The sequence below is a fragment of the Paenibacillus sp. SAF-068 genome, assembly GCF_051967555.1.
Taxonomy (GTDB): Bacteria; Bacillota; Bacilli; order Paenibacillales; family Paenibacillaceae; genus Paenibacillus.
The window spans coordinates 436177-454251 of sequence record NZ_JBQCJX010000002.1; the positions used below are offsets into that span (position 1 = coordinate 436177).

Sequence of the window (18075 nt, forward strand, 5' to 3'; positions counted from 1 at the left end):
ACACATTGGCATAGAGCCGTAGCTTTGAACCATTTTCACATAGAGGAGGTCTTGTATCTTGCCAGCTCAATCTGCATCCGGAAGCGAAAAAAAATCGTCGTCTCTGTCCATGGATGAAAAGGAGTACAAAAAAGTTGCAAAAAAACATGAGCCGCCTCGTCCAATTCTGAAAAATTGCCTCAAGGCATTTCTGGTTGGGGGCACCGTCTGTTTAATTGGACAGGCCATTCAAGAGGCTTTTATGGCCGGTTTTGACATGACATCCAAGGAGGCTTCCAGTCCTACGGTGGCGGTCATGATTCTTATATCGGTTATTCTAACCTGTCTCGGCGTTTACGATAAAATGGCTCAATGGGCAGGAGCGGGAACGGCTGTGCCGGTTACCGGATTCGCCAACTCCATGTGTTCTGCTGCATTGGAACATCGTGCGGAAGGCCTGGTGCTCGGTGTAGGGGCGAACATGTTTAAACTTGCTGGTTCCGTTATCGTGTTCGGTGTTGTGGCAGCATTTGTCGTAGGGATCGTTTACGCCTTTTTGGGATTTGGAGGTGGGCACCTATGAAGCGATTGGGTCGCCAAACGTGGCAGTTTGAGAATCGTCCGCGAATTATCGGTAAAGCAGCAGTTGTAGGACCCGATGAAGGCAAGGGCCCCTTGTCTTCAGATTTTGATTACGTCTATGACAACCTCGAGATCGGTGAGAAGACGTGGGAAAAGGGAGAACGCAAGCTGCTCGAACAGGCCTCCCAACTAGCTTTGGTTAATGCCAATATCACCAAGGAAGAACTTCACTTTTTTGTTGGTGGAGATCTGATGAACCAGATTATCAGCAGTTCCTTTTCAGCACGGAAATTGGGTGTGCCTTACTTGGGTGTCTTTGGAGCCTGTTCTACTTCCATGGAAACATTAGCGTTAGCTTCCATGATTGTTGATTCCGGAGCTGGCGATTATGTCCTTGCAGGAACGGTCAGCCACAATTGCACGGTTGAGAAACAGTTTCGTTATCCGACCGAATACGGCTCCCAGAAGCCGCCTTATGCGCAATATACCGTAACAGGTGCAGGGTGTGGCGTGGTCTCTCGTACTGGTGATGGTCCTGTAGTTACCGCAGCCACCATTGGACGAATCATGGATTTGGGTATCAAAGATCCCTTTAATATGGGTTCAGCGATGGCTCCGGCAGCAGCCGACACCATCATCTCTCATTTCCGGGATACGGGATTGGAACCAGGATATTATGATCTCATTGTAACTGGGGATCTGGCATCCGTCGGTCTGCCGATTACCAAAGAGCTTTTGCAAAAAGAAAGCATTCCGATGGAACAGACCGTTTTCAATGACTGCGGACTGATGATCTATGATCGGGAGAAACAGCCTTATGTTGTTGCCGGGGGAAGTGGGTGCGGGTGCTCTGCCACAGTAACCTATGGTCACATTTTGAATCGAATGCAGAAGGGCGATCTTAAGCGTGTACTCATTGTTGCTACCGGGGCGCTGTTGTCTCCGATTTCGTACCAGCAGGGTGAAAGTATTCCCTGTATTGCTCATGCAGTAGCCATAGAAAAGGAGGGATAAATGGAATGCAGTTCTTGTGGGCATTTATCGTTGGCGGTTTGATCTGTGTCGTAGGACAGCTTCTAATGGATGGTGTCAAACTGACACCGGCTCATACCATGAGCACATTAGTTGTGGCAGGAGCGGTTGCTGATGCACTCGGCCTGTATGATCCGTTGGTCAAGTTTGCAGGAGCGGGTGCTTCTGTACCCATCACAAGCTTCGGTAACTCTCTGGTACATGGGGCATTGACTGAACTTGAGAAAGAGGGATGGATTGGAGTTATTACCGGGATCTTTGATCTGACAGCGGCGGGAATATCATCAGCGATCATCTTTTCTTTTCTTGCGGCACTGGTAGTACGGCCAAAAGGTTAACATGATATGGAAGATTTAATTTGAAAATCGTGGATTCAGCAAAGGCTCCGGATAACATTTATCCGGGCCTTTTTTGTCGTATTCATGCGAGAACTGCGGTGAATCTGACGGGCTGGAAACAAATTGTGAGTTCCTTCGAGTGTACTCACGCCCGCGGATCATGTACAATAAAAGGAAATCTGTATGCTTTTTTAGGAGGTTAGACCACATGCCTGTGCGCAAAGAGTCGATCCAAATCATATCCGCAGTTCGTACGAATCTGGAATCCTGCATTATGGGGAAATCCTTTGAAATTCAACTTTTACTTACAGCTTTGCTTGCAGGCGGGCACGTTCTGATTGAAGACGTACCAGGAACTGGAAAAACACAGTTGATTAAGGCACTTTCGAAATCCATGCGCGGTGAATACCGACGCATTCAATGTAATCCTGATATTTTACCTAGTGATATTACGGGCGTATCTGTGTTCCATCCAAAAGATGAGCGTTTTTATTTCCGGCCAGGTCCTGTTATGACCAACATTTTGCTAGCTGATGAGATTAACCGTGCCACAACGAAAACCCAATCGGCTCTGCTCGAAGTTATGGAGGAGCGCAGCGTAACCGTTGATGGGGATACGTATGATCTGCCACATCCGTTCATGCTCTGTGCAACTCAGAATCCGATTGATTTTGAAGGTACGTATACATTGCCGGAAGCGCAGCTCGACCGGTTTATGTTGAAAATCAGTCTCGGTTATCCCGATAAGGAAATTGAGAAAATCCTGTTGAAACAGCATCAGCTGGGTCAGCCTGTAGATCGCCTTGAATCCGTGACTCATATGGACCAGATCTCGGCAATTCAGCAGGAGATTAAAGAAGTGTTTATCGGTGATCCGGTTATGGATTATTTGCTTGATGTTGTACGTCAAACCCGCTCCCACCCATCTGTACTGCTGGGTGCCAGCCCACGGGCAGCGATATCGTTCATGATGGCCGTAAAGGCCTTTGCTTTCTTGCAGGAACGTGATTATGTGCTGCCGGATGATGTGAAAACGATGGCCCCTTATGTGATCTCTCATCGTATTGTGCTTCGTCCCGAATCGAGACTGGACAGCATGAGTTCCGAGGCCGTTTTGAATGCCGTACTTCAGCAAGTACGTGTGCCCGTCTCCATGGGGCAATAGTTCATGAAGCCGCTTTTGAGAACTGTCAATAGAGGACTGCGCCACCCACGCGTATGGAGCATCGCAATGGTGTGGATGTGCTGTCTGGCTTATGTTTTGTTTCAGGGCGGGAAGACATCCCTTATGCTGCTGTCGATGGTGACCCTGCTCTGTGTGTATCTTGCCATTGCTGGATTTAGCGGAGTAAGACGTGCTCAAGGCGTGCGCAAGTTATCTTCTGGCCCGGACCACGAAGAATTGCTGCATGCGGGTGATCAGGTTCAAGTACAGCTGAGTCTGACTATTCCGGGATTCCTTCCGCTTCCCTATGTGGTTGTACGTGAAATGCTGCATCGGCATAACGGGGAATCCTGGTCGTTCAAGGAAAGCTTGATTCCCAATATGCGAGGTAATGGCGAGTTGTCTTTCCAGACACCGCCACTTGAGCGGGGAAAGTATGTTTTTTCAGAAACGGAATGTGCCAGCGAGGACATATTTGGACTGATTGAACATCGAGGGAAGTTTAAGGCCAAAGGTGAGTTTCGCGTACTGCCAAGAACGGTATTTATTCCATATTGGCAGCTCTACGACCGCAAATCACGGTTATCCGGTCCTCAGACGGCTTTAACCCGTTCACGGAGAGAGACCACTCAGATTAATGGTGTGCGTGACTACGTATACGGAGATCGACTTTCCCGCATTCACTGGAATGCAACGGCAAAGACAGGGAACTGGAAGTCCAAGGAGTTTGAACATGAGTCTGTGCCCAAAACCATTCTGGTTCTGGATGCGCTGGCATCAAGTTATGAACATGGGGATGCCTTTGAAATCGCCGTGTCCACGGCTGCCTCTTTGCTGGAGTATGGTGCCAGGGAACGAATGGGGATGGGATTGTTGACATTGTCAGACGAGACATCCTTCATGGCCCCCAGTGAAAGTCAACTGGAACGACAGAAGATGATGCATCATCTGGTCGATGTTCAATACAACGGTCAGGATACTCATCTGTTGCCTGGTGTGGAAAGAATCGCACGTCAGTTGCCTCAGGGAGCTTACTTTGTTGTGATTTCTCCCCAGAAGGATGAAAAAATATTGGAACTGTTGCGCTGGGCTGATACGCGGGGCATGACTCCATGTCATATACTGATCGATACCAGTGAATCCCGCCGGAGTGCGGAGTGGAATGCCATGTTGCGTGGAAGAGGCACAAGGTCATTCACGGTTTCTCACTTGCAGGAGCTTCCAACGGTGATGGGGGGAGGTTCTGTATGAGCACAAAAGGAATTGAAAGTGTTACAGGCAAACGATCCTGGTATCATGCAGCGTCTTTGCTCTGGATTTTCCTTATTGGAATGCAATGGATTTCATTTACGCAGGAATCGTGGTATACGGAGACGACTTCTCTGGTGTTATGGACATTAGCAGCAGTCAGTGTGCTGGAGGTCATTCTGCCATTCAAAACGATGTATCGCGCAATGATCAAGGCGGTCGTTGTAGGTTACATTTTGCATAAAACCCTGATTGATTATACAGTGTACATCCCTTATGGCTCTTTAACAGATCGAGCGGAGCAATTCATATTGCATATGACGCCGTACATCTGGTTCTCCCTGTGTGCATGGGTGATGCTTGAAGCCGCGCTTCGACTTGTGACCACAACACGTCGCATTCTTGTTTTTCTGGGTGTCAACATCATTTCGATGGGGATTCTCGATTCTTTCACCCAGATTCCACTCTGGATTGAAATCGCCTGGGTCATGTTTGCGGGGATGGGATGGCTCGTATGCCAGCATTTCCGTAATTATCAGTTACAGTATCCGCAAGGTTGGAAACGAATCATCCGTTATCCTTTTAAAGTTCTGGCCAATATTGCCATTATTTTTTCTTTGATTATTGTAGCCAGCGTCAATATGCCGGAGATTCCACCCACCTTGACGGACCCTTATACCGCTTGGCGTAACTACACCGGAACTTCCACAAGTCAGGCTGGTAACGGAAACCTTGATATTCCGGCAGCTACTGAATCGGGATACAGCAGGGAAGACAATCAGCTTGGTGGAGGATTCAACTTCGACTATACCCCTGTCATGTCTGTCACGACCAATGAACGCAGTTACTGGCGCGGTGAGACACGTGCAGAGTATACAGGCACGGGCTGGGATGACCGTGGACGGGGTGCGACAGAGAATGTTGAAGCCGGACAGCCTCTGGAGAACGATGAATCCGGAAACGTGAATACCAAGCAAGTGATCCAGAACGTAACGATGCTGAATGACAATGTCTATCCGATTCTCTTTGGTGCCTATTCGATCTCGGAAGTGAGCTCGATTAACGGGGAGGACAGAACGGAACGTATGCTGTGGAATGCCGAACAGGCTGAACTGCATGTGGTGACAGACCGTCAGCAGCCGCAGTATCCCAAGACGTACACGATCGTATCGGAAGCCCCTGTAATTGTAGAAGATGAGCTTCGTACAAAGTCTTTTGAAGATCTGTACAACAGTAATCCTGCAGATGATATGTACTTGCAGTTACCATCCCGTTTCCCTGACCGGGTCTCGAATCTGGCAGCCGAGATAACGGCATCTGCGAATACGCCGTATGAAAAAGTGGCATTACTGCAAAACTATTTACAAACTAATTTTGAATACACGAACAATCCGGATTTATCTCGAAAAGTAAGCAGTGACTTTGTGGAAGGCTTCCTGTTTGATATTATGGAAGGCTACTGTGACTACTTCTCTACTGCGCTGGTGATGATGGCGCGTTCGGAAGGCATTCCTGCTAGGTGGGTTAAAGGGTATGCGCCTGGACAACTGTCCCTGAATTCGGACATGCAGGCTCCGCGTCAACCTGGCGCGGAGATTGAGACGACCTACACCGTTACCAATGCAGATGCACATTCCTGGGCTGAGGTCTACTTCGGTGAATATGGCTGGATTCCTGTAGAAGCAACACCGGGCTTTGATATGCCGCTGCTTACGGAACAGCCTGATGTACAACCTGTAGATGAGCCTGAAGAACAGCCAGAAGAGGAGCCGGTACAAGAGGAAGAGCAGACCCCTGCACCTGAGCAGACTTCGTCTGCCATCCCGACTTTTGTCATCTGGGCTGCAGGAGCCATCATTGTATTGTGGGTAGCATACATGTTCTGGCGTAATCGTTTCTCCATGCGATTCTTCCTGCTTCGTCTGCGGACAGGTGGACCGCTCACCCCTGAACAGAAGGTAGTGGCGGAGACCGAGCGTTGGATTCATTATGTGAAACGCAAAGGATTGACCCGGAGCGGAGATGAGACACTTCGTGAATCTGTAGCTCGCTGGAGCCAGGCAAAACCTGCTGCAGAAGCTACATTGCATGAGCTTCTCACGAAGTTTGAACAGACTCGCTACAGTCCTGCGTCTGTAAAAGCCGACGACTGGAAGGCCGTATATCAGACTGCCTTGAAGCTGCGGAAGGAACTGAAAGCGGAACGGGCATAGTTGTTGCCCGTCCCGTTTTTCCTTTTTTCCTATGCCATCAGGCGCTGTATGCATTTTCAGGAAAGACGGATTTGTGATATAGTGTGTCGTATGAAACTGAGGTGACTTCTTTGTTTAAAATGTTAATGCCCAAGCTGCGTGTAGACACGGTTTTTGACATTAATTTGGAAGAGCTGTACGCTCAAGGCTACCGTGGAATTATAACTGATCTGGATAACACACTCGTTGGAGCCAAAGCCCCTGACGCTACGCCCGAACTGATTGAATGGTTTGCGCGTGTGAAAGAGGCGGGTTTCAAGCTGATGATTGTGTCCAATAACAATTTGAATCGTGTATCCCTGTTTGCGACCCCGCTGGATATCCAGTTTGTGCATAGTGCACGCAAACCATCGAATGTACCGTTTCGTAGAGCAATGAAAATGATGGAGTTATCTCCTGAAAACACGATTGTAGTAGGCGATCAGATGCTTACGGACGTCTATGGAGGGAACAGAATGGGGTTATATACCGTTCTGGTACTGCCAATCTCCATTGGGGACGAAGGCTTTATGACTCGCTTCAATCGGCGCGTGGAACGGATTGCTCTAACGAGTTTACGCAGGAAAGGCTTATGGCTTGAGGAGGAAAAGAAGAAATGACAGAAACGCATAACGGCAATCTTGCCGTAAGGTGCAGCGGATGCGGCGTGCATCTGCAAACAGAAAATTCGGAATTACCAGGGTTTATCCCCGAGAAGGCATTGGATCGTGAACCGGTTATATGCCAGCGCTGTTTCCGTATCAAAAACTACAATGAGTCATCATCCGTTACGGTGGATCAGGACGAATTCCTGGCTCTGCTTAGCAAAATCGGGGATAAGGATGCACTTGTCATCCATATCGTTGATTTGTTTGACTTTGATGGCAGTATCATCTCCGGTCTGCAACGTTTTGTAGGCAACAATCCGGTATTGCTTGCTGTGAACAAAACGGACTTGCTTCCCAAAGTAACCAACTGGAACAAGGTTCGCAACTGGGTGCAAAAGCAAGCCAAAGAACAAGGTTTGCGCACCGTGGATGTGGTCTTGTGCAGTGCGAAGCAGAATCAGGGCTTCGACCGATTGCTTGAGCTTGTGGGAACGTATCGCGAAGATCGTGACGTGTATGTGGTTGGCGGTACCAATGTAGGCAAATCCACATTGATTAACCGTCTGATCCGTGATTACAGCGATCTGGAGCAGGAACTGACTACATCCCGTTATCCTGGCACAACGCTGGATATGGTGAACATTCCGCTGGATGATGGGAAATATATTATTGATACGCCCGGAATCGTATATCCATGGCGTTTCAGCGAGATTGTTTCACGTAAGGATCTCGCCGCCATCATGCCGGAAAAGCCGCTTAAACCGGCTGTGTATCAGTTGAATTCCGGTCAGACGCTGTTCTTCGGCGGCATGGCTCGATTCGACTTTGTGGAAGGTGATCGCCAGTCGTTCACTTGTTTCATCAGCACGGCGCTTGATATTCACCGGACGAAGCTGGAGCGTGCAGATGATCTGTACCGCGATCACCTGGGAGAATTGTTATCTCCGCCAACACGTGAGAATGCAGCAGAGATGGCTGAATGGACCAGACATGAATTCCGCATCAAACGCGGCAGTCAATCGGATGTATTCATCTCCGGTTTGGGCTGGATTAAGGTCAATGGTGATATTGGAGCACTGGTTGCTGTTCATGCTCCAAAAGGCATTCGTGTACAGATCCGTCCATCGTTGATCTAATCAATTCTCAGAACCTGTACATCAGATGGATCGGAGGCGGACCTATGTCTGAGCAGAAAAAGTTCAACTCTTCACTTCCCGTGTTGCTTGGTGTCATGGGTGATCCTATTGCCCACTCCAAGTCTCCGGCAATGCACAATGCGGCTCTGCTTGCTGCAGGAGTGAATGGAATGTATATGCCACTGCATGTTCATCCGGATCAACTGGAAGCGGCAGTTCGGGGAATTGTGGCACTTGGCTATCGTGGTGTCAATGTCACCATCCCGCACAAAGAGCAGGTCATGCAGTATCTGGATGTGCTCGATGAAAGTGCTCGCCTGATTGGTGCGGTGAATACCATCGTCAATGAAGGTGGAACACTGACAGGGTACAATACGGATGGGATTGGCTATGTCCGATCCCTGAAGGAAGAGGCAGTGCCTGAGCTTGCGGGTAAACACATTGCTGTACTGGGAGCAGGTGGAGCAGCGAGAGGTGTCATATACGCACTTGCACTGGAGAAGCCTGAGCGGATCCACATTCTGAACCGGACAGCGGACAGGGCCATTGCACTTGCTTCGGATTTACGGGGCCATGGTCTGGGAGAAATCTCGGGCAGCGGCATGGAGGATGTTGCAACGGTATTGGCTACGGCGGATATCGTTATTAATACAACGTCTGCCGGAATGCATCCACATGTTGATGACGTACCGGTTGACCCTTCATTGATTCGTGAAGGAGCAGCGGTAAGTGATCTGATCTACAATCCGCTGGAGACTCGTCTGCTTCGGGAGTCACGGATGCGCGGATGTACGGTGCACGGTGGTCTGGGGATGTTTGTGTACCAGGGCGCAGTGGCCTTTGAACATTGGCTCAGCATTCCGGCTCCTGTAGAGACGATGAGACGAGCGGTTTTAAACAGTTTTGAAGTGTGAAAATATAATTGAATGGTCAGGTCCGGACAGTTTTTGTGCTGTCGATTAGGGCCTGCTCAACATAAGGAGTATGGAGTATTCATGTTAAACGGTAAACAAAAGCGCTTTTTGCGGTCACAGGCACATCACCTGACCCCTGTATTTCAGATTGGTAAAGGTGGAACGAATGAGCACCTGTTCCGTCACATCGAAGATGCGATTGAGAAGCGCGAATTGATGAAAGTGCAAGTGCTCAACAACAATGATGATGACAGAAAAGAGATGGCAGAAGAAGTTGCCCGTGAAACGGGAAGTGAGCTTGTACAACTCATCGGTAACACAATCATCCTGTACAAAGAATCGCGCGATAACAAACAAATCGAACTACCTAGATAAGGGAGCGTGACGCGGGTGAAGATCGGCATCATGGGTGGTACGTTTGATCCGATCCACATGGGACACCTCCTGGCAGCTGAAGCGGCAAGGGATTCGCATGCACTGGATGAGATCTGGTTCATGCCTTCCCATGTTCCACCTCACAAACGGGGAGCCGGAGCTTCGGGACAGCAACGTCTCGATATGACGGAAGCGGCTGTGAAGGGTGTGCAGCAATATGAGGTGCTGGGTATCGAGATGGAACTGGGCGGAGTATCTTATACAATCGATACGATGAAGGAACTGTGGCGTCGCCATCCGGAACATGAATTTTATTTCATTATTGGAGCGGACATGGTGAACTATCTTCCCAAATGGGAGCAGATTGAAGAACTTGCTGAACGTCTAACCTTTATCGGGGTTGGTCGGCCAGGCTTCCAGTTACATCTGGATGATCTTCCAGACGAGTTACAGGATCGGGTCCTGCTGGCCGAGATGCCCTTGGTGGATATTTCATCGACAGCCGTTCGCAGACGACTTGCCAAAGGACATTCGGTACGCTTCATGATTCCTGATGAGGTGCACCAATACATTGTAAGGAGCGGTTTATATGGCACTAAGCCGTGATGAACTGATTCAGGCCGTATCCGGACAAATGCCGGAAAAACGCTGGAAGCATACACTGGGCGTGATGGAATCGGCAGTGAGGTTGGCTGAAAAATACGGTGCTGACCCTGTAAAAGCGGATTTGGCCGCGATATTGCATGATGTGGCAAAATACTGGCCGGTAGCAGAGATGAAGACGGTCATCCGCGATAACGGATTAAACCAGGAACTGCTGCAGCATGACAAACAGCTCTGGCATTCGGAAGTCGGTGCTTTTGTAGCCGAGCGCGATTACGGTGTACAGGATTCCGAAATTATTCATGCCATCCGGTGGCATACTTCAGGTCGGGTAGGCATGAGCCTGCTGGACAAAGTGGTATGTCTTGCCGATTATATTGAACCGGGACGAGATTTCCCGGGAGTGGATTACATTCGCGAACAGGCTGAACACAGTCTGGAGGAAGGGTTGATTGCCGGATTCGATTCGACGATCAGCTTGCTGATCTCGCAGCGCCGTGTTATTTATCCTTTGACCGTGTTGTCACGCAATGACTTGATTACTCAACTATAGAGGTTGTTCAAAAAGTCCACTTTTGATTACGAAGGATCTTTTTGAACACACAATTACAGATTATGGAGGTTGGTTCATGACAGTATCATCGAAAGAACTTATGAATATGGCGGTTGCTGCCGCTGACGACAAAAAGGCATCCAATATTGTAGCTTTGGATCTGATTAATGTTTCCTTGGTGGCGGACTATTTTGTTATCTGTCACGGGAATTCCGATACACAGGTACAGGCCATTGCCACTGAAATTCGCAAACAGGCTCATGCAGCCGGAGCGACGATCAAAGGTATCGAAGGTATGGATTCCGCGCGTTGGGTACTGATGGACATGGGTGATGTTGTTGTTCATATCTTCCACCGCGACGAGCGGGAATACTACAACATTGAACGTCTATGGTCTGATGCCAAAGTGGTGGAAACGGTATGAGTTTGATTGCTGGAACAGTCGTCTCTTTGCCGGTGTCACGTGAAGTGTCTCCGTTTGGTTTCTTTTTGACGACAGGATCGGAAGATGTACTGCTTCACTACACCGAGTTAACTCGGGATATTAAGATTGGCGAGACGCTTGAGGTATTTGTATTCTTTGATACAGAAGATCGTCTGGCCGTAACGATGAAGAAACCTTATCTCATGCTTGGCGAAATGGCACGACTGGTTGTGGCTGATGTTCACACACGACTGGGCTGTTTCCTGGAAATGGGACTTGGACGGCAATTGCTGCTACCTATTCGTGAACTGCCTGAACTGGAAGAACTGCGTCCTCAAGTGGGGGATGAAGTCTTTGTAATTATGGAACATGACAAGCAGGGACGTCTGCGTGCCAAATTGGCGGGGGAACGTGAACTTGCGCCATTGTCTTTCCATGCGCCAACTTCATGGTTAAACGAGTGGGTTGAAGCGACGGTATACAAGCCATTGCAGATGGGTACTTTTGTACTTGTAGAGGGCGGTGTACTGGGCTTTGGCGCGATTGGCATGATTCATTCATCTGAACGTAGTCATATGCTGCGCCTTGGTGAAAAAGTGAAATGTCGGGTGACACTGGTACGTGAAGATGGACGTGTGAATCTGGCCATGACTCAACTTAAACAAGTTGGACGTAACGAAGATGCAGACAAGCTGCTCGCCTTTATGAAAGAACGTCCTATGGGCGGCATGCCTTATTCAGATGCAACTCCGCCGGATATCATCAAGCAGCGCTTTGGCATCAGTAAGTCTGCGTTCAAGCGTGCCCTGGGCAAATTGATGAAAGACGGACTGGTGGTTCAAAAGGAAAACTGGACGTATCTGTCCGAATCTGCTCCTGCAGATCAAAGTGAAAACAAATAATTCTTTTGATTGAATATTTCATAATATGAAACTCGGAGAAGGCAGGGATAGGCTGGGTAAACACCGGATGCCCCTGTCTTTACTTTTGTTAGATCAGGATTGGAAAATGAAATTGAAAGTGCGGTGCCTGACATGTCTTACCGGAAATTTGCCTATGTCTATGATGAATTAATGGAAGATATGCCTTATCCGGACTGGATAAGGTTTGCAAGAACAGCGTGGGAAAAGCATGGAATGCCCAAAAGTGTCGCTGAACTTGGCTGTGGAACGGGCTCCATTACGATCCCGCTCGTGAACTCCGGTTTCGAAGTTACAGGTATTGACCTGTCAGCAGATATGTTGTCGGTTGCACGCAGCAAGATGGAGGCAACGCCTCAGGGCCACCGATTGTATCGGGAAGGCAGCGTACGTTGGGTGCAGCAAGATATGCGTGACTGGCGAGTTCCGGAACCTGTGGATTCAGTGATATCTTTCTGTGATTGCGTGAATTATCTGCTTGAACAAGAAGATGTTGTTCGAACATTCCAGCGGACATATGAGATGTTGAAGCCGGATGGAACGTTTTTGTTTGATGTGCATCATCCCAATACCCTTATTCGTTATGATGAGGAGCAGCCTTTTGTCCTGGATGAGCGCTCTGTATCTTATATTTGGACTTGTGATCTGGACCAGGATCGTTGTGAGATTGAACATCATCTCAGTATTTTTTCGCGTGTGGAAGATGGTAGCAAGGATATATACCAGCGGTTTGAAGAAGTTCATGTCCAGCGTGCATATAATCCGGACTGGATGAAGCTGGAGTTATCCAAGGCAGGTTTTAGAGATGTGAAGGTATATGCGGATTTTGAATGGAAAGAGGCCGGAGACAGCGCACAACGCTTGTTCTACGTTGCTGTGAAATAAGAACAAATCTCGAGAACTGTCCTTATGTTTGGTACATAAGGGCAGTTTTTTGGTTTTATTCTCCATATCAAGTGAGTGACGTGTTTCCGTAATCGGGGAAAGAAATGTTAGAAGAAACTTATGAGCGTGACAAAAAGTATTGCCAGTTAAAGTAAAGGAGGCGATAATAGTCGGGTAGAAAGCGTTTTCTGAGAGATCAATAGTCGAGATGAGGTGTAGAAGTGGAAAGTACATATAAAACAAGGCTTACGTCAGAACAACTGAATGCCATAATCGAGCAGCATCTATCTGCAAGTATACAGGACTACAAGGAAATGGTGGATGGCTGGGCCAATCATGCATATCTCATTACATTGAGTGACGCACAGCGAGTGGTACTCAAAATTGCCCCTGCGGCTTCCACCAATCTGATGCGCTGCGAGCAGGATCTGATGATCGCCGAAGTTGAGGCAATGCGTCTCATCAGCAAGTTACAGGATGTCCCTGTACCCCATGTATTGGCTTATGATGACTCGTTAACCATGGCTTCAGCGCGTTATTTCATCATGGAGTACATGTCTGGAACACCCTACAATCAGATCAAGGATCAGTATTCTGCGGAAGAGCAGGAGGCCATTGAACAACAACTGGGGCGTTACAATCGTCGAATTAATGAAATCAAGGGCGAGAAGTTTGGATATTTCTCGGAGCAAAAACAGCGATATTCCACATGGAAAGAAGCATTTATGAACCTAATGGATGACGTTCTTGCCGATGGGGAAGAAGCCGGTATTACATTTTCGATGGATTACCCAGAATTGAGACGCTTGATTGAAGAAAAATCGGATGTGCTGGACGATGTAAAGGAACCTGCGCTTATCAGTTGGGATCTGTGGGATGGCAATGTTCTAGTGAACGATGGTCGTATCACAGCAATTATCGATTTTGAACGTTCACTGTGGGCAGACCCTCTGATGGAGCATTATTTCAGTCATTTTAACTATACACCAGGGTTTGTGAAAGGTTACGGGAGTTTGATTACCACCCCAAGTGAGCTAAAAAGAAGAAGTCTGTATGACTTGTACTTTGATCTGGTATTGCGTATTGAGTGCGCTTATCGCCAATATGATAATCTGGAACATGTGAATTGGACTATTCATAATCTGGAGGAGGGCATTGAGCGTTTTCGGTTATCCTGAACAGCAACCAGCGTTATGAAGGATACAAACTGTGATCTTCAAGAAGGCGATTATAACGTGTCATATTGACTTTGGCCTTGCTTTTTTATATAATGGTCCCGATATTGTATACATATTTCGATGATAAGGATCAGTAGTAATTCCTGTACATAACAGAGAGCCGGCGGTTGGTGCAAGCCGGTTGACAGTGATTTGCGAACTCGCCTTGGAGAAATGCGGTGATTACACCATTCTGGTCAACTTGCTTGTATAAAGCTTGGTTCAGGAATGGAAATCCGCATCGGTTAACCGCCGTTACAGGTCCAAAGGGAGTGGATGACGAAGCACGTTCGTCCGCTAACTAGGGTGGTACCACGGGAATTCAACCTCTCGTCCCTAGCGCTGCAAACGCTACGGGATGCTGAGGTTTTTTTGTTGCAATTAAAGCTAAAACGAACAACCAGAAGGAGGAACAATAGATGAGTGAGAATAACCAGCCGAAGCACGGCTATCAGCCACAAGTCATGGAAAAAAGTTGGCAACAATACTGGGATGCAAATAAAACGTTTAAAACGGGTGAGGATCCTGCCAAACCAAAATTTTATGCACTGGATATGTTCCCTTATCCATCCGGTTCAGGTCTGCATGTAGGTCACCCGGAAGGATATACAGCAACGGATATCGTTTCCCGTTACAAACGTATGCGTGGTTACAATGTTTTGCACCCAATGGGTTGGGACGCTTTCGGTCTGCCTGCTGAGCAGCATGCATTGGATACAGGTGAACATCCACGGCATATTACATTCCGCAATATTGACAATTTCCGTCGTCAGATCAAATCGCTCGGGTTCTCCTATGATTGGGATCGTGAGATCAGCACAACGGACCCTGAGTACTACAAATGGACACAATGGATCTTTATCCAGTTGTACAATAAGGGCCTCGCTTATGTGGATGAAGTCGCAGTGAACTGGTGCGAAGCACTTGGAACGGTACTGGCTAACGAAGAGGTTATTGATGGCAAGAGTGAACGTGGTGGGCATCCGGTTGTACGTAAACCGATGCGCCAATGGGTACTGAAAATTACCGAGTATGCAGAGCGTCTGTTGGAAGACCTGGAAGAGCTGGATTGGTCGGAAAGTATCAAGGATATGCAGCGTAACTGGATCGGTAAATCGACAGGAGCAGAAGTTGTTTTTGCCATTGAAGGTCGCGAGGAAGTTATCAAGGTGTTTACTACCCGTGCGGACACATTGTTCGGTGCAAGCTTTGCAGTACTTGCTCCGGAACATGAATTGGTAGAAGCGATTACAACGGATGACCAACGTGAAGCGATTCAGGCTTATCAGGAGCAGGCTTCTCGTAAGAGTGATCTGGAACGTACGGATTTGGCCAAAGACAAAACAGGTGTATTCACTGGCGCTTATGCAATCAATCCCGTTAATGGTGCAAAACTGCCGATCTGGATTGCTGATTACGTTCTTGCAGGTTACGGTACTGGTGCGGTTATGGCCGTTCCGGGGCATGATGCACGTGACTGGGAATTTGCGAAGCAGTTTGGTTTGGATATCATCGAGGTTATTCAAGGTGGAGACGTTACACAAGAGGCATATTCCGGTGATGGCGCGCATGTGAATTCCGATTTCTTGAACGGACTGAACAATGAAGAAGCGGTTGCCAAGATGATTGCCTGGTTGGAAGAGAACGGTAAAGGACAAGGGAAAGTAACCTACCGTCTGCGTGATTGGCTGTTCAGCCGTCAGCGCTACTGGGGTGAGCCAATTCCGATTCTGCATCTGGAAGACGGAACGATGAAGACCGTACCGGAAGATCAACTTCCACTGCTGCTTCCTGATATCGACCAGATCAAACCTTCGGGTACTGGAGAATCGCCACTGGCGAATGTTACGGAGTGGGTGAATACGGTAGATCCGGAAACGGGGATGAAGGCACGTCGTGAGACCAACACCATGCCACAATGGGCGGGTAGTTGCTGGTATTACCTGCGCTTTATCGATCCGAACAATGACAAGGAACTGATCTCGAAGGAGAAACAGCAACAATGGCTGCCGGTGGATCTGTACATTGGTGGAGCAGAGCACGCGGTGCTTCACTTGCTGTATGCTCGTTTCTGGCACAAAGTGCTGTATGATCTGGGTGTTGTGGATACCAAAGAGCCTTTCCACAAACTGGTGAACCAAGGTATGATCCTGGGTACCAACAATGAGAAAATGAGTAAATCCCGTGGTAATGTCATTAACCCGGATGAAATCGTGAATGAATTCGGTGCAGATACATTGCGTCTGTACGAGATGTTCATGGGACCATTGGAAGCAACAAAACCGTGGAATGCGAACGGGGTTGAAGGCATGTACCGCTTCCTGTCACGTGTATGGCGTCTCTTTATTAACGAAGACACAGGAGCCATCAATGACAAGATTACGGTGGACGGCGGAACGGATGAGTTCAAGCGGACTGCTCACAAAACGATCAAAAAAGTTACGGAAGATCTGGAACACCTGCGCTTCAACACATCCATTAGCCAGCTGATGATCTTCATCAACGATGCTTACAAAGCCGATACACTGCCTCGTGAAGCGATGGAGAACTTTGTACAACTGTTGTCACCACTGGCACCGCATATGGCTGAGGAACTTTGGAGTCGTCTGGGTCATGAAGGTGGAATCTCTTACGTGGCTTGGCCTGAATATGATGAGTCCATGACAGTGGATGCTGAAGTAGAAATCGTTGTTCAGGTGAACGGTAAAATCGTAACTCGTGCTACGATCGCCAAGGATCTGGATGCACAGGGCATGCAGGACTTTACGATGGAGCTGGCACCTGTTAAGCAGGCGCTGGAAGGCAAGACCATTCGCAAGGTCATTGCCGTTCCAGGCAAACTCGTTAATATTGTTGCCGGTTAATCTCACCGGCTCGGAATAGTTCATCCAGCTTTAACAAATCTTCATCATATTTGTCATGTGTCGTGTGGATCAGGCTGTCGAAAACACCGTCGAGACTCACCTTCAGTAGTGCAAGTGCCTGAGCGGTAATACCGCCAGGTACAGCGACACGAGCCTGAAGTTCTTGCGGGGTGTATCCTCCTTCGGTGAGCAGCTTGCCTGTTCCCAGGAGCATTTCGCCAGCCAGGGCGCAGGCATCTGCCCGTTTGATACCCGTCAGCTTCACTGCACTTTCGATCCATTGTTCCAAAAAGAACGATATGAATGCAGGTCCGCAGCTGGAGAAGTCGGATGTAATTCGTGTACAGGCTTCATCCACTTGGTACGGCCTGCCTATATGACTAAGCAGACCTTCCAACACAGCACGGTCTTCACTGGTCATTCGTTCGCCGTGTATACACAGGGACGCGCCGCTGCCAACCTGATGTGTGACGCTGGGAATAACCTTGGAGACTTTGCAAGGAAGTGAAGATTCCAGATGGCGCAACTGCACGGGACTGGTGATCGAGACAATTATATGATTGGGATTCACGACAGGCAGGATGTCGTCAATGACATGTTTGAATTCAAGCGGCTTCACGCACAGGAAGATGATATTACTTCGGATCACCGTTTCCCGATTGCTCTGGGATTCATGCAGACCAGGGTAACGCAGAGATAACTGCCGTACTTTGGACGGGGTTCGATTGCTGGCGGCGATCTGCCGCGGCTCGAGTGCACCCGATTGGATCAGGGCATAGATCAGCAGGCTGCCCATGCTGCCGGTTCCGATAAATCCAACCTTCATTGTTTCAGGCCTCCTTTCATGCTTTACGGTACTGGCGCAGTCCATTCCCTCTATTCTATGCGTGAGGACCTGTTTTACATGACATGAAAAATATACATCTTGTTTCATCAGGGAAGTTCAACGGTTCGGAAGCACCGCCCGTGTTCAAATGAATGATTTTGAATTCAGGGAGAGG

At 48.4% G+C, this 18075-nt stretch carries 18 protein-coding genes and 1 other annotated feature; of the genes, 17 read left to right on the forward strand and 1 reads right to left on the reverse strand.

What is annotated here, in order from left to right; translation table 11 throughout:
• Positions 1-58: 58 nt before the first annotated feature.
• The 17 genes from spoVAC to leuS all read left to right on the forward strand — a co-directional run bounded on the left by spoVAC (position 59) and on the right by leuS (position 17074).
• The gene (spoVAC, locus tag ACTHPG_RS15905) at positions 59-562 is read left to right on the forward strand and encodes a stage V sporulation protein AC (protein ID WP_036615164.1); all 504 of its coding nucleotides are present in this window, start codon (positions 59-61) and stop codon (positions 560-562) included.
• Positions 559-1575, forward strand: coding sequence for a stage V sporulation protein AD (gene spoVAD / locus ACTHPG_RS15910; protein WP_440390558.1), 1017 nt, complete (start codon positions 559-561; stop codon positions 1573-1575). Before spoVAC ends, spoVAD begins: the two co-directional genes overlap by 4 nt.
• Before the next feature lie 5 nt (positions 1576-1580).
• Positions 1581-1931, forward strand: a complete 351-nt coding sequence (gene spoVAE / locus ACTHPG_RS15915; RefSeq protein ID WP_091028336.1) for a stage V sporulation protein AE — start codon at positions 1581-1583, stop codon at positions 1929-1931.
• Between the two features lie 208 nt (positions 1932-2139).
• Positions 2140-3096 carry an AAA family ATPase gene (locus tag ACTHPG_RS15920; protein ID WP_440390559.1) on the forward strand — a complete coding sequence of 319 codons (957 nt, stop codon included), beginning with the start codon at positions 2140-2142 and terminating at the stop codon, positions 3094-3096.
• 3 nt (positions 3097-3099) lie between these two features.
• Positions 3100-4347, forward strand: coding sequence for a DUF58 domain-containing protein (locus tag ACTHPG_RS15925; RefSeq protein ID WP_440390560.1), 1248 nt, complete (start codon positions 3100-3102; stop codon positions 4345-4347).
• Positions 4344-6557, forward strand: a complete 2214-nt coding sequence (locus ACTHPG_RS15930; protein ID WP_440390561.1) for a DUF4129 domain-containing transglutaminase family protein — start codon at positions 4344-4346, stop codon at positions 6555-6557. Before ACTHPG_RS15925 ends, ACTHPG_RS15930 begins: the two co-directional genes overlap by 4 nt.
• Positions 6558-6667: 110 nt before the next feature.
• Complete coding sequence (locus ACTHPG_RS15935; RefSeq protein WP_036615148.1) at positions 6668-7195, forward strand: YqeG family HAD IIIA-type phosphatase; 528 nt, start codon at positions 6668-6670, stop codon at positions 7193-7195.
• Positions 7192-8319 carry a ribosome biogenesis GTPase YqeH gene (yqeH, locus tag ACTHPG_RS15940; protein WP_440390562.1) on the forward strand — a complete coding sequence of 376 codons (1128 nt, stop codon included), beginning with the start codon at positions 7192-7194 and terminating at the stop codon, positions 8317-8319. The genes ACTHPG_RS15935 and yqeH overlap by 4 nt, the downstream gene beginning before the upstream one ends.
• Before the next feature lie 44 nt (positions 8320-8363).
• Entirely contained in the window at positions 8364-9233 is an 870-nt protein-coding gene (gene aroE / locus ACTHPG_RS15945; RefSeq protein WP_440390563.1) for a shikimate dehydrogenase, read from the forward strand.
• Between the two features lie 81 nt (positions 9234-9314).
• Positions 9315-9608, forward strand: coding sequence for a ribosome assembly RNA-binding protein YhbY (gene yhbY / locus ACTHPG_RS15950; protein WP_278298836.1), 294 nt, complete (start codon positions 9315-9317; stop codon positions 9606-9608).
• 15 nt (positions 9609-9623) lie between these two features.
• Positions 9624-10214: a nicotinate-nucleotide adenylyltransferase gene (locus tag ACTHPG_RS15955; protein ID WP_074095918.1), complete on the forward strand. Its 591-nt coding sequence runs from the start codon at positions 9624-9626 to the stop codon at positions 10212-10214.
• Complete coding sequence (yqeK, locus tag ACTHPG_RS15960) at positions 10198-10764, forward strand: bis(5'-nucleosyl)-tetraphosphatase (symmetrical) YqeK (protein WP_440390564.1); 567 nt, start codon at positions 10198-10200, stop codon at positions 10762-10764. The genes ACTHPG_RS15955 and yqeK overlap by 17 nt, the downstream gene beginning before the upstream one ends.
• Before the next feature lie 76 nt (positions 10765-10840).
• Positions 10841-11188 carry a ribosome silencing factor gene (rsfS, locus tag ACTHPG_RS15965; RefSeq protein ID WP_036615136.1) on the forward strand — a complete coding sequence of 116 codons (348 nt, stop codon included), beginning with the start codon at positions 10841-10843 and terminating at the stop codon, positions 11186-11188.
• A complete protein-coding gene (locus tag ACTHPG_RS15970) occupies positions 11185-12090 on the forward strand; it encodes a CvfB family protein (protein WP_440390565.1) in 906 nt (301 codons plus the stop codon). The genes rsfS and ACTHPG_RS15970 overlap by 4 nt, the downstream gene beginning before the upstream one ends.
• Positions 12091-12222: 132 nt before the next feature.
• Positions 12223-12993: a class I SAM-dependent DNA methyltransferase gene (locus ACTHPG_RS15975; protein WP_440390566.1), complete on the forward strand. Its 771-nt coding sequence runs from the start codon at positions 12223-12225 to the stop codon at positions 12991-12993.
• A 221-nt stretch (positions 12994-13214) separates the two neighbouring features.
• Positions 13215-14171, forward strand: a complete 957-nt coding sequence (locus tag ACTHPG_RS15980; protein ID WP_440390567.1) for a phosphotransferase family protein — start codon at positions 13215-13217, stop codon at positions 14169-14171.
• Between the two features lie 111 nt (positions 14172-14282).
• Positions 14283-14551 (forward strand) — a binding site (T-box leader).
• Positions 14552-14629: 78 nt separating this feature from the next.
• Positions 14630-17074: a leucine--tRNA ligase gene (gene leuS / locus ACTHPG_RS15985; RefSeq protein WP_440390568.1), complete on the forward strand. Its 2445-nt coding sequence runs from the start codon at positions 14630-14632 to the stop codon at positions 17072-17074.
• Here leuS and comER read toward each other — a convergent pair.
• Entirely contained in the window at positions 17055-17900 is an 846-nt protein-coding gene (gene comER / locus ACTHPG_RS15990; protein WP_440390569.1) for a late competence protein ComER, read from the reverse strand. The genes leuS and comER overlap by 20 nt on opposite strands.
• Positions 17901-18075 lie beyond the last annotated feature (175 nt).